Origin of the sequence: Streptomyces sp. NBC_01092 (assembly GCF_045039535.1) — a bacterium.
Lineage (GTDB): Bacteria > Actinomycetota > Actinomycetes > Streptomycetales > Streptomycetaceae > Streptomyces.
Map to the genome: position 1 here is coordinate 1224408 of NZ_CP108659.1, position 12405 is coordinate 1236812.

8 protein-coding genes are annotated in these 12405 nt (G+C 69.8%); 1 reads left to right on the plus strand and 7 read right to left on the minus strand.

What is annotated here, in order from left to right:
- Positions 1-28: 28 nt before the first annotated feature.
- The 5 genes from OG254_RS05295 to OG254_RS05315 all read right to left on the minus strand — a co-directional run bounded on the left by OG254_RS05295 (position 29) and on the right by OG254_RS05315 (position 8373).
- Entirely contained in the window at positions 29-1459 is a 1431-nt protein-coding gene (locus OG254_RS05295; RefSeq protein ID WP_405577723.1) for an aldehyde dehydrogenase family protein, read from the minus strand.
- On the minus strand, positions 1456-2331 hold the full coding sequence (locus OG254_RS05300) for an SDR family NAD(P)-dependent oxidoreductase (protein ID WP_405577725.1): 876 nt from the start codon (positions 2329-2331) through the stop codon (positions 1456-1458). Before OG254_RS05300 ends, OG254_RS05295 begins: the two co-directional genes overlap by 4 nt.
- Positions 2328-3674 carry a flavin-containing monooxygenase gene (locus tag OG254_RS05305; protein WP_405577726.1) on the minus strand — a complete coding sequence of 449 codons (1347 nt, stop codon included), beginning with the start codon at positions 3672-3674 and terminating at the stop codon, positions 2328-2330. The genes OG254_RS05300 and OG254_RS05305 overlap by 4 nt, the downstream gene beginning before the upstream one ends.
- Before the next feature lie 170 nt (positions 3675-3844).
- Complete coding sequence (locus OG254_RS05310; protein WP_405577727.1) at positions 3845-5038, minus strand: MFS transporter; 1194 nt, start codon at positions 5036-5038, stop codon at positions 3845-3847.
- Between the two features lie 116 nt (positions 5039-5154).
- Positions 5155-8373: a bifunctional cytochrome P450/NADPH--P450 reductase gene (locus OG254_RS05315; protein WP_405577729.1), complete on the minus strand. Its 3219-nt coding sequence runs from the start codon at positions 8371-8373 to the stop codon at positions 5155-5157.
- A 207-nt stretch (positions 8374-8580) separates the two neighbouring features.
- Here OG254_RS05315 and OG254_RS05320 point away from each other — a divergent pair, with 207 nt between their 5' ends.
- Entirely contained in the window at positions 8581-9168 is a 588-nt protein-coding gene (locus OG254_RS05320) for a TetR/AcrR family transcriptional regulator (RefSeq protein WP_405577730.1), read from the plus strand.
- Positions 9169-9265: 97 nt separating this feature from the next.
- Here the strand turns inward: OG254_RS05320 and OG254_RS05325 are convergent, their stop codons facing one another.
- The gene (locus OG254_RS05325) at positions 9266-10807 is read right to left on the minus strand and encodes a non-reducing end alpha-L-arabinofuranosidase family hydrolase (RefSeq protein WP_405577732.1); all 1542 of its coding nucleotides are present in this window, start codon (positions 10805-10807) and stop codon (positions 9266-9268) included.
- Between the two features lie 107 nt (positions 10808-10914).
- A complete protein-coding gene (locus OG254_RS05330; RefSeq protein WP_405577734.1) occupies positions 10915-12354 on the minus strand; it encodes an RICIN domain-containing protein in 1440 nt (479 codons plus the stop codon).
- Positions 12355-12405 lie beyond the last annotated feature (51 nt).

Sequence of the window (12405 nt, forward strand, 5' to 3'; positions counted from 1 at the left end):
CCCCCCCCCGCATCACCAGGTCACCGGGTCACCGCGTGCGGATCCAGATGGTCTTCTCCCTGGTCCACTGCGCGAAGGCGTCGGTGGACTTCTCCGCGCCACCGAACCCCGACTGCTTCCACCCGCCGAAGGGGGTGGTGATGTCGCCTTCGCTGTACGCGTTGACGGAGACCACCCCGGCTTCGATGCCCCGCGCGAGCCGGAGCGCGGCGTCGAGGTCGCGCGTCCAGACCGAGGCGGCGAGCCCGTATTCCGTGGCGTTCGCCAACCTCATCGCCTCGTCCTCCGAGGTGAAGTCCTGGACGGTGACGACAGGACCGAACAGTTCCTTGGTGAGCACGTGGCTGCCCGCCGGGGCCCGGCTGATCACGGTGGGCGGGTAGTAGGCGCCGCGCGGCGGCAGACCGTGCGGCAGCCCGCCGGTGTGGATGTGGGCTCCGGCGGACCGGGCCGCGTCCACCGCCGCCGCGACCCGGTCGAAGGCAGCACGGCTGATGAGCGGCCCCACCTGGGTGCGTGCGTCGGCGGGATCGCCGATGGTGAGGCTCCTCGCGGCCCGGGTGAACCGGACCAACACCTCCTCGGCGATGCTGTGGTGGACCAGGACGCGGGAGCCGGCGGTGCAGTTCTGCCCCATGGTCAGGAACGCGGCCTCGATCATGTGGTCGATCAGTTCGTCGCCGTATGCGAGCGCGTCCGGCATCAGAACCTGGGGGCTCTTGCCGCCCATCTCCAAGGAGACCCGCTTGAAGTTGGTCTCCGCCGCGCCGGCCAGGATGCGGCGTCCGGTGGCGGTGGATCCGGTGAACGACAGTGCGCGCACGAGGGGATTGCGGGCGAGCGCCGTACCGGTGACGGTGCCGTGGCCGGGCAGCACGGTGAGCACGCCGTCCGGCAGGCCTGCCTCGGCCGCCAGAGCGGCCAGGTGCAGGGTGGAGCGCGGGGTGGCCTCGGCGGGCTTGAGCAGCAGGGAGTTGCCCGCGGCGAGCGCGGGCCCGACCTTCCAGGCGGCCATCGCCAGCGGGTAGTTCCAGGGCAGGATCGCGGCGGCCACCCCGACCGGTTCCCGGCTCACCAGTCCCAGGCTCTCGTGACCGGTGGGGGCCACGCGGCCGAAGACCTTGTCGGCCGCCTCCGCGAACCAGCGCATCGACTCGATCGCCCCGGGCACGTCGCCGGTACGGCATTCCGTGATCGGCTTGCCCGCGTCCTCGCAGTCCAGCCGGGCGAGGACCTCGGCGTCGCGCTCCATGAGGCCGGCGAGGCGCAGCAGTACGGCAGCCCGCTCCCGTGGGGACCGGCCGGCCCAGACGCCGCTCTCGAAGACCGTGTGCGCCCGTTCGGCGGCCAGCGCCACGTCCTGCTCGCTCGCCGCCGCTACGGTCGTGATCAGCTCACCCGTCGCGGGATTGACGACGTCGAGCGTCTCCCCGATGTCCGCGATGTTCGTTCCGCTCATGCTTCCTCCACCAGTTCCCACCGGCCGCCGACCTGGCGGGCCAGTCCCCTGCGGCGCAGGTCCTCCAGATAGCGGGCCATGCCTCGCTCACCGCGCTTGCGGAACAGCGGGAAGAGCCGGGGCAGCAGATTCGGCGCCAGCATCGCGAACCGCACCAGCCGGGACTCGCCGGGCCTGACGTAGGCCTCCAGGCGGGGTTTGTCCAGCAGGCTCACAGCCGCTCTGACGACATCGGACGGCTGCTGCGGAGCGTCCTGGAACTGCATGGAGTTCCCGCCCTCGACGGCCTCCTGACGGAGCATCCGCGTGTCGGTCGCCGACGGCAGCACCGAACCGGCCTCGATACCCTTGCCCCGCAGATCCAGCCCGATCGCGAGCATCGCGCCCCGCAGCCCGAACTTCGAGGCGGTGTAGAGGGGGGTCTCGCCCAGCGGGAAGATCCCGCCGAGGGACACGGTCGTGATCACCCGGGGGTCGCCGGAGGCCCGCAGCAGCGGGATGGCGAGCCGTGTCGTGACCAGCGGAGAGATCAGGTTGAGCTCGATCTCCCGCTCGATGCTCTCGACGCTGCGCACGTCGAACCGTTCGGAGCTGGTCATGCCCACGTTGTTCACCAGGACGTCGATACGGCCGTGGGTGGCCGCGACGCCGTCGAGCATCCGCTCCACCCCGGTGCGGTCCAGCAGGTCGCAGCCGAGCCCGGCGTGCCCGCTCGCCGGCAGCTCGGCAGCGGTCCGCTCGGCCCGCACCTCGTCGACGTCGACCACGACGAGACGGGCACCGCCCGCGGCGAAGCGGTGGCACAGGGCGCTGCCGATGCCTCCGGCACCGCCGGTCACCAGGATGACCTTGTCACGGAAGTCGTACGTCATGACGCCACCGCTTCCTGTCGCGCGGACGTCGCCCGAGGCGGCAGGCCCGCGGTACGCCAGCCCATCCCTTCGGCGACCTTGCCGAGGTACTTCACGAAGGCGTCGCTGTGGACGTAGCCGGTGTGGCGTGGCGAGTCGACGAACTTCAGTCCGCCGGACAGGTCCGGCCGGTCGCCGCGGATCATGCGGGTGAACCGCTCGGCGGTCGGTAGCCCGGCCTTCCCGTCCCGGATGAAGGAGGCGATCAACTGGGCCTGGCTGTCGAAGAGCTGGTAGGCACCGGAGTTGGTCTCCACGAAGCCGACGCCGAACAGGCCCTCGTGCTCGCGGGAGAACGAGGACAGGTAGAGGTCGGGGTGTTGCTCGTCGCCGAAGTACTTCTGCGCGACGGGGACTTTGTGGACGTATCCCGTGGCCAGCAGGATCAGATCGAATTCGTCGCTGGTGCCGTCGGTGAAGTGCACCGTCCTGCCCTCGGTGCGGGCGATGCCGGGCCTGGCCGTGATGTCGCCGTGCTGGAGGTGGTGGATCAGCAGCGAGTTGAGGGCAGGGTGGGTCTCGAACAGCTTGTGGTCGGGCTTTTGCAGACCGAGCCTGCGCGGGTCGCCGTTGAGGAGCCGCAGAAGGCCGCCGAACAGCTTCTGCTCCAGCCACATCGGCAGGTGGGGTCCGCCCGCGGCGATGGTGTCCACCGGCCGGCCGAACAGGTGCTTGGGTATGAACCAGTAACCGCGACGCATGCTGATCGCGGCGTGGTCGGCGGACCGCGCCGCATCGCAGGCGATGTCCAGCCCGGAGTTGCCCGCACCCACCACCAGCACCCGCTTGCCCCGCAGTTCACCGCTGCTGCGGTAGGTGACCGTGTGGCGGACCTCGCCGGTGAAGTCGCCGGGCAGATTGGGGACGTTGGGGTGCCATTGCGCCCCCGTACACACGACGACCTGCCGGTGTGTGCCGGACCGGCCATCGGCCCGGGTGACCGTCCAGGTGCCGTCCGGGCTCTTGTCCACGCTGCGGACCGCGGTGCCGAACTCGACCCGGTCCCGCAGTCCGTATGCCTCGGCGAACGATGTCAGGTAGGACAGGATCTGCCGGTGCGGCGGGTAGTCGGCGAAGTGGTCCGGCATCGGGAAGCCGCCGAAGCCGGAGAGGCTCTTGCTGGAGATGAAGTGGGCCGACTCGTACATCGGGCTGCCCGGGTTGTCGATGTCCCACAGCCCGCCCGGTCCCGTGTGGCGCTCGATGTGCGTGTACGGCAGGTCGCGCTCGGCCAGCGCCCGCGCGACCGCCAGTCCCGCGGGTCCCGCACCGATCACACAGGTGTCGTACTGGTTCTCACTCACCAGTCCGCCTCCTTTCTGGGATGTCTCAGATGTTGTTTGCCGGGAACCTATGCACCGGGCGACCAGCGGGAACTGACCCCTGCGGCCACAGAGGGGACCGCAGCGGCCAGCTGGGGGCCGCTGATGCCCGGCCACGCCCTCGGCGGTGTCGGACGACCCGACTGAAGTGCTCACCCGGTCTCGGTGGAGGAGGGCGCGAGCCCCTTCTCGGGCGATGCCGCCGTGCCGGCCACCGTCATCCGGAGCAGGGGCAGCGAGGCGACGATGGTGCCGAGCGCCAGGACGATGCCGAGTACGTCGGCCCCGGCGGCGTCGAGGACGGCTCCGACGGCCAAGGGTCCGATGCCGGTGCCCAGGGCGCCCGCCCCGCTGAGGGAGGCGACCAGGCGTCCGGTCGGGTCGATGAGCGCCGCGGCGGCGAGCATCTGCACCAGGACGGCCAGTTGGCAGGCCTGCCAGAGGACGGCCACGACGGTGAAGAGCACGGGGTCGTGCGTGAGGACCAGAACCGCCATCGCGAGGGCCTGTGCCGTGACAAAGACGGCCATCGACCGCATCCGCCCGAAGCGCCGCGCCGCCACCGGGCCCACCGCCGCGCCCGCGAGCGCCACGACACTGGAGACGGCGAGGACGGCCGACACAGCCGAGTGGGACATCCCGGTGTGCTGACGGCCCAGGACCGAGGCGTACGACCACGCGCCCTGAGTGACGGTCCACAGGAGCGCAGTCCCGAGGAGCAGAACCACGGACGGCTTGGTCGCGGTCGCCTCTCCCCCGCCGGCGGACCCGGGGTCCGCTGTGGCGGGACCGTCCGGGAGCCGGCGTACCAGCGGCCAGGCGGCGAGGCAGCACAACGCCATGAGCAGGAACCCGGTGCCCTCCCCGAGGTCGTGGTTGGCCGCGGGGACACCCATGATCAGCAGTGCCGTGACACCGACCGTGCCGGAGATGGTGACCGCGGACGCCTTGTCGGCGTCGTCGGTGGCGGCGAGCGCCGCCGTGGCCGCCGCGTAGACCGCGCCGAGCCCCGCGCCGAGGACCAGGTTGGCCAGGACCAGGGTCACCGGGTCGATGGCCGCTGCCGCTCCGAGGAAGCCGGCTCCCGAGACGGCCAGACCGAGGCGGGTCATCCGCACCCGGCCCGGCCGCGCGGCCCGCTTGGCCAGCAGCAGCGTCACCACCGCCGTCGCCATCAGTTGGCTCGCGGCCACGATCCCGGCGCCGGAGTCCGAGAGTCCGAAGCGGGTCGCGAAGTCGTCGACGAAGACGGGCATCACGTTCGCCCCACCGTTGCCGAGGGTGACTCCGGCAATGAGCGCCACAGCCACACCGAAGGTCAGGGCGGAGGCACTTCGCGCGTTCACCGGGCGCTCCTGTGCAAGGAGTTGGGGACTACCGCCGTTCCTCGACGCGGCGCCGAGTGTGCAACAAGCATGAGAGCCTCACGAGTCAGGTTCGGTTCGATGGACGTCTGCGGTGGTCAGCCGGCCCAGACGTCTTCCACGTAGTGGCCGGACTCGGTCAGAGCCGCCAGCCAAGCGGTGGCCTCGGCACCGCCCGCGCCCGTGCGGTCGCGGTAGATCTCCTGGAACGCCTCCCGCACCGCCGGGGCCATGCGACGGCCGTCTCCACAGATGTAGACGCGTCCGCCGGCCTCCAGCACGGCCCAGACCTCGTCGCTCTCCTTCGCAATGCGGTCCTGGACGAAGCGGGCACCGTCCTCGGGCGCGCAGGAGAAGGTGGGCCGCATGCTGACCGCTCCGGCTGCCTCGGCCGTCTCGAATTCCGTACGGTGGAGGTAGTCGACGTCGGGGTGGTCGCAGCCGAAGTAGCACAGCAGCGTTCCGGTCGACCGGGTGTGGTGGCGGTCGAGCACCGCGCCGCGGAAGGGCGCCAGACCGGTGCCCGCGCTGACCAGGATCACCGGCACCGACTCGTCCTGCGGCAGACGGAAATCTTCGCTGCAGGGCAGCACCCTGGCCTGGACGGTGTCGCCGGCCCTCACGGTCTGGAGGTAGTGCGAGGCGATGCCGTGGAACGTGCCCTCGCCGGTGCGGTGGGGCGCGGCGAGCAGCGACACCATCAGGTCGACCTCGCCGGGTGCCGCTTCGGCGGACGAGGAGATCGAGTAGTGGCGCGGGCGCAGGACGGGCAGCAGTTCCAGGAAGCGTTCGAAGGGCAGTTCGCAGGCGCGGTAGCGCTCCAGCAGGTCCAGGACGCTGTGTCCGGCGGCGGTCACCTGCTCGCGGAAGGCCTCCGGGGCCGCCGCCGCGAGTTCGGTCAGGGGCCGCTTCTCGGGCGGGCAGGCGGTGTGTTCGGCGAGCACGGCGACCTGTTCCTGGGTGGCGGCATCCTGCAGTTCCACGAAGTCGGTCAGCAGGCGGCGCAGGGTCAGCGGCCGGTCGATGGGCAGGGCGCCCCGGCTGCGGCGACGGGCGCGCAGGCGCACGGTGCCGTCCAGGTCGAGACGGAAGCGGTCGGCCACCCGCCGCACGAGGGCGTCCGGGTTGCTCGGGAGCACGGCCAGGTGGTCGCCGGTGCGGTAGGTGACACCCTCGGGCAGCCGCAGCCTGAGGAATCGCTTGGAGCGGCCCAACCCGTTGTCCATGTCGACCAGTTCGTACGCGTCGATTACCTCCATGGGCTGGACGCCGTGTCGTGCGGCGAGTCCGCCGATGACCGAGTCGGTCGCGTCCTGAAGCTCGTACAGTCCCGTCTCCTGGTCGGCGGCCGGCTCGGTCTCCTGCGCTGCGGCGGCTCCGTACCGCTCCAGCAGGGCGGTCCACAGGTCGCCGGTCCACCGGTCCACCGAGCCGGCGAAGTCGCCGGCGGCGTCCGCGGCGCCGCGCTCCAGCAGTGAGGTGGCGCCCGCGGCGGTGAGCCGCTCGTCGATGAGGGTGGGGATGCGCTGGTAGGTGGCGGCCCAGTTGCGGTCGCCGACGCCGAGTACCGCGTACTGGAGGCCGTCGAGCGAGCCGGGCTCCAGGCCGTCCAGCCAGGTGACGAACTCCGCTGCGTCGTCGGTGGGCCTGCCGTTGTAGGAGGCGGCCACGATCACCACCGGTCCGTCACCTGCGGAGAGCTTGCCCACCGCGTCGTTGAGGGGAGCGACGGACGGGGCGAAGCCGCGCTCGTCGCCGTCCGCCGCCAGGTCGCGGGCGATACCCGCGCAGGTGCCCAGGTTGGAGCCGTGCAGGAGGGTCAGCGCGGTTCCGGTGGCGCGCCGGACCAAGGGCCGGTCCTGGCCGGCGCGAGCGCTGCTTGCGGCGACGGCCGCGGCGGTGGGCAGGCGGCGCTCCCCGCCGGTGCGCCGGGCCAGGTTCAGCGTGAACTCGTCGGGCTTGAGGGTGAGCGACTGCTTGATCTTCAACTGGTAGTTGGCGTGGTCGATCAGGCGGTAGCGGTGGATCGCCAGCGCGAGGACCAGCGTTGCCTCGTGCAGCGCGAACTGGCGGCCGATGCAGGCGCGTTCGCCGCTGCCGAACGGCTTGAACAGATGGACCGGCCGCTCCTCCTCCCGCTCGGGCAGGAACCGGTCGGGGTCGAACAGCTCGACGTTCTCGCCCCAGGCGGGGTCCCGATGCAACCGCGGGATGAGCACCTGGATCGACTCGCCCTTGCGCACGGCGTACTTCCCGCCGATGACGGTGTCCTCCAGCGGCTCCACGGCGTAGGCGGGGGCCGTCGGCCACAACCGCAGGCCCTCGTTGAGCACCTGGCGGATGTACGTCAGCTTGCCGATGTCCCCGTAGTCCGGCTCGGGAGCGTCCGAGTCGCCCCACAGCGCGTCGACCTCGGCCTGGGCGCGGGCGAGGACCTCGGGGTGCTTGGTCAGGTAGTAGAGGGCGAAGGACAGGGCGCCACTGGTGGTCTCGTGCCCGGCGATGAGGAACGTGATCGCCTGGTAGCGGATGTTGACGTCGTCCAGAGGCTCCCCCGTCACCGCGTCGGAGGTGTGCAGCATGCGCCCGAGCAGGTCGTCGGTGCTCGGGTCCCCGGAGGCACGACGCTCTCGGATCACGTCGTCCACCAGGTCCTTCATCAGGGTCACGTCGGCGCGGAACTGCTCGGCCTGCTTCCACTTGAACAGGTCCGCGCCCGGGATGGACTCCCCCGTGGCCTGGGCGAAGCCGAGCGCCCGCGACAGCGCGGTGACGAAGGGGTGCGGCTCCTCGCGGCCGAAGGAATCGAAGTCGTAGCCGAATCCGCACAGGCCGATCGTGTCGAACGTCAGCCGCGTCATGTCGCCGGCCACGTCCACGGACTCCGTCCCGGCTGCCCGGTCCCACTTCCCGATGAGCTCCCGGGCCACCTTGAGCATCGTCGCGTGGTAGCCGCGCATGGCGCCGAGGGAGAACGCCGGCATCAGGATGTCGTGCGCCTTGCGCCAGTTGGGCTCGTCATTGAAGGCGGTGAAGAGCCCGTCGCCGCCGATCTCGCGGAGGATCACGAGGTCCGAGTGCACGTTCTTGCGGAACCGGCTTTCGTCCGCCAGCTCGGTGACCAGGTCGAGGCCGGAGGCGAAGTTGATCTCGGTGCCGAAGATGCGGAGCTTGAACAACGGCCCCAGTTCCTTGGCCTCCTTCATCACGTAGAGCAGGCCGTCTGCGCCACTGGGGATGTCGAAGGCGTGGCCGACCAGGGGCAGAGCCGGACGCTGAGGGATCGGCTCGGTTCCGCGCAGGGTCTCGTGGGTCATGAGCTTGCCTTTCGTTCGGCGCAGGCGGTCGCTGGCCAGAACCATACAGACGACATTGTCACTCGACAATGTCGATCGATCGTGTCGGACGACACGGTCGATTGACGGAACCTTCGGAGGCCTTGAAACGTCCCGGCCCATTCAGGGCCGTGAATCGGACCTTGTCGGGCGACCTGTTCGACGGACTGAGTCGCATAAGATGCCGTCATGGCTCACGTATCCGCGGCGGAGCGCCGCCCCCAACTGATCAAGGCCGCCATCGACCTCATGACCAGGGAGGGCGTCGCCGCAGGCAGCACCCGCGCCATTGCAGCCGAGCTCGGCGTGGCCCAGGCGACCGTGCACTACACCTTCGGCACGAAGGAAGATCTGTACCGGGCCGTCATGGAGCAGCTCACCCAGGACCTGGTCACCCAGGTGGAGCAGGCGGCGCCCACGGACGCGGGCTTCGAGGACACGATCGGCACGCTCGCCGAGGCCCTGTGGCGCACCGTGCTCGAACAGCCGGCGTCGTACCAGCTCCTCACGGAACTGTCCATGTTCGCCCTGCGCACACCCCATCTCCAGGAGGCTCTGCAAGGCCACCACCGCGGCATCTCGGCCGTGACGGCGAAGCTGATCAGCGAGGCGGCCGAACGCACCGGCCACCAGCTCGCCCAGCCCGCCGAGACGATCGCGAGGTTCTTCCTCGCGGGCTTCGACGGGCTGACGATGCAGCACCTCTCACTGCCGGACGAGGAAGCCGAAAGGGTCTGCCTGCGGGCTCTGATCTCGGCCGTCCTGGCCATGGCCTGAGGGCGCCCGCGGGCGGCGGGATGCGCAAACAGCACGTCACCCCGCCGGGCAGGCCGCCCGGCGGGGTGACGTGGATACTCGATGACGGTTCGGGCTGTCAGCAGGGCGAGTTGGTCTGGGTGAGCAGGCCCATCCGCCAGGGCAGCGAGTTGTAGTCACCGCCGGCGTTGGGATCCAGTCCTTGGTAGACGTACTGCATACGGCAGGGATCGATCGTGAGGGACTGGTCGTTGCCGGCGCGGACCATCTCGCCGTGGCTGATGTCCTGGGTCCAGGCGCCGCCCGGGAAGGTGACGTTGCTGCGACCGGCGAAGGGTTCGTCCCACGTGTGGGCGAGGGGGGTCCAGCCGCCGGTGAGGCTGGTCGAGGTGAAGGAACGGAAGTAGCGCCGGCCTGTGGAGTTGCCGATGGCCTCCTGAATGAGCAAGTACTGGTTGCTGTTGGCGACCTTGTACACGTTGGTCGCCTCGAACAGGTTGTTCTTGGTGTCCGACATCACTATCTGCGTGTTCCCGAAGCCGTTCGGGAAGTTCGCCAGGCTGGTCTCGGCGCGGTAGATGTGGCCGTTGTCGTCGCTGAAGAACAGGTGGCAGTTTGCCGTGTCGCAGATGACCCAGAAGTCGATCCAGGTGCCGTTGCCCTTGTTCTCCGTGACGATCGGCGGCTCCTGGGCGATGAAGGTGCGCGGCGCGGACCACGACTTCGGATCGGCGGGGTTGGTGCTGGTGGAGTAGGTGGGCGCGGGGGTCTGGTAGACCATGTACCACAGGTTCTGCGGCGCGAAGTAGAACACCTGGGGCGCGGCTCGATAGCCCGGTCCCATCGGCGACTCGTCCAGATACGAGTGTGGTGTCGACGCGGCCTGCGACCAGTCACTGAAGCTGAACTGCTCAAGCCCGTAACCGAAGTTCGGGCCCACGGCCGAGGCGTAGACCACCCACTGGCCGTTGTGGCGGATCACCGAGAAGTCCTTGATGGCCACGGCGTTGTGCTGCGCGTTCGGCTTCGGGCCGGCCAGAACGCCGCTTGAGGACCACCGGAACGTCGACGGCAGTGCGCCGCCCGCGCTCCCGACGCGGACCAGTTGCCACTGCTGGTTGGCCCCGCCCCAGTCGGTGAACTGAACGACCTTGCCGCCGTCCGCGGTGGAGGCGTTCTCCACCTCGACCGCCTTACCGCTGTTGCGGTTGATCAGCCGGACATAACCATCCGACGAATCCTCCAGCCGGAACTGCTGATTGGTGCCGTTGGCGTCGCCCCACTGCACGATGTCCGCATGGTCGGCCGTGGAGTAATTGAGGACGTCCAGCACCTTGCCGGAGTGCTGCGCCTTCAACCGGTAATAACCACCGCCAGAATCGACGAACTGGAACCGCTGATTGGCATGGTCGGTGCGGGTCCACTGCGTGAGGCCCGCCCCGTCGGCGGTGCTGACACCCGCCACATCCAGCACCTTGCCACTGCCCCGATTGACCAGCACGTATGACGCGTTCGTATCCACCGTGGCCGCCTGAGCCGTCCCGGCGGGACCCAAGGCCGTCAGGAGCGTTGCCATCAGGGCGGTCACCGCGGCGAGCACGGCCGTTCGCCTCCCGCGACGCCACCACGGGACCTTGCATGCCGTACGCATGCCCGTCATCTGTGTCTCCTTCACTGAGTGCGGCTGCCTCGCCGCTGTGGGGGGGCGCCCCGGGCGGGGCCGGGGCGCGCTGCTGCGGGAATCGTTGGTCGGCATTGCCGCCCGTCTCACACCGCGGGCCGCTGGAACTGCTGGTTGGCGCCGGTACCGCAGGGCCACTGGATGAGGCGGGCACCGTTGGCCGTCGAGGCGTCCGCGACGTCCAGGCACTTGCCGCTGTGCCGGGCCACCAGGCGGTAGTAGCCGCCTCCCTGGTCATCGAAGCGCCACTGCTGGTTGGTGCCCGTCGTGCAGTGGTACTGGTTCACGAACGCGCCGTCGGCGGTGGAGCCCCATTCGACGTCCAGGCACTTGCCGCTGTGCTGGGCGAGCACCCGGACGTAGCCGTCGCCCGCGTCCTGCAGCCGCCACTGCTGGTTGAGGCCGCCGTTGCAGGTGTTCTGCAGCGCGATCGCGCTGTCGGCGGCCGAGTTGTCGGTGATGTCGAGGCACTTGCCGCTGTGCCGGGCCACCAGGTTGCAGTGAGGGCCGCCGCCGACACCGGTGACCGTGCCGGCCGCGGTGTCGATGGCGACCTGCGGGTACCACGGCATGTTCATGGTGGTCCTGGTCGGGAAGGTCAGCGGCAGCCAGACGTACTGCGAGTCGTTGACGGTGCCGCCCATGGAGTTGCCCCAGCGGTCGCCCAGGTAGAGGTAGGAGGTGCCCGAGGTTCCCTGCACGGGCAGCACGAACGCCGTCTGGGAGCCGTAGGCGGTGGCGTCGCCGATGTCGGTCATGGCGGTCCAGGGGCCGGCCAGGCTGGTGGCGGTGGCGTACTTCTGCTGGTTGGGGTTCCAGCCGCTGGTGCCGGACGTGAGCATGAAGTAGACGCCGTCGCGCTTGAACAGCGCGGGTGACTCGCGGTAGTTGCCCGGCCAGTGGTTGGCGATCAAGCTGTCGTAGCCGGTGTAGTCGGCGGTGAGCTTGTAGATGTGCAGATCGGCGTTGCCGGCCGCGGAAGTGACCTGGTACGCCGTTCCGTCGTCGTCCTTGAACTGGGTCATGTCCCGGGACGTCGTACCGGACGGCGGCCGGAAGCTGCCCCGCCAGGCGTAGTCGCCGTCGACCGTGTCGGAGACGGCGACCGCGGAACGGGACTCGTTGTAGTCCCTGCCGTTCTCCTTGTGCATCCACATCACGAACTTGCCGGTCGTGCTGTTGTAAATGACCTTCGGCCGCTCGATGTTGGCGACCGCCGGCTCGGGGTCGCCGGCCTGGGTCAGCACGTTGCGTCTGAACTCCCAGGTCTTCAGGTCGGTGGAGCGGTAGGCGGAGACGGCCTTGAAGGTGTTGTCGGCGTTGCGGTTCTCGCCGAACCAGTAGTAGTACGCGCCCACCTTGATCACCCCGCCGCCATGGGCGTGCACCACGGCTCCGGCGGTGTCGGTGAACTGCGTCCCGCTGGTCACGGTCACCGGGGCCGCCAGGGCCGGCGCGCCGGAGACAAGCAGCGCGAACACACCCAGGACAAGGGCGAGAAGAGGAGGGAACGCACGTCTGAGCATCGGTACTCCGCTCCGAGCGACAGGCTTGTTGTTGTTGAAATCTGTTCGGAT

Bases quoted from the DNA above. Each gene is read 5' to 3' on its own strand.
- OG254_RS05325 (WP_405577732.1), bottom strand. From the start codon at position 10,807: ATGACGGGCATGCGTACGGCATGCAAGGTCCCGTGGTGGCGTCGCGGG.
- OG254_RS05300 (WP_405577725.1), bottom strand. From the start codon at position 2,331: ATGACGTACGACTTCCGTGACAAGGTCATCCTGGTGACCGGCGGTGCC.
- OG254_RS05320 (WP_405577730.1), top strand. From the start codon at position 8,581: ATGGCTCACGTATCCGCGGCGGAGCGCCGCCCCCAACTGATCAAGGCC.
- OG254_RS05315 (WP_405577729.1), bottom strand. From the start codon at position 8,373: ATGACCCACGAGACCCTGCGCGGAACCGAGCCGATCCCTCAGCGTCCG.
- OG254_RS05330 (WP_405577734.1), bottom strand. From the start codon at position 12,354: ATGCTCAGACGTGCGTTCCCTCCTCTTCTCGCCCTTGTCCTGGGTGTG.
- OG254_RS05295 (WP_405577723.1), bottom strand. From the start codon at position 1,459: ATGAGCGGAACGAACATCGCGGACATCGGGGAGACGCTCGACGTCGTC.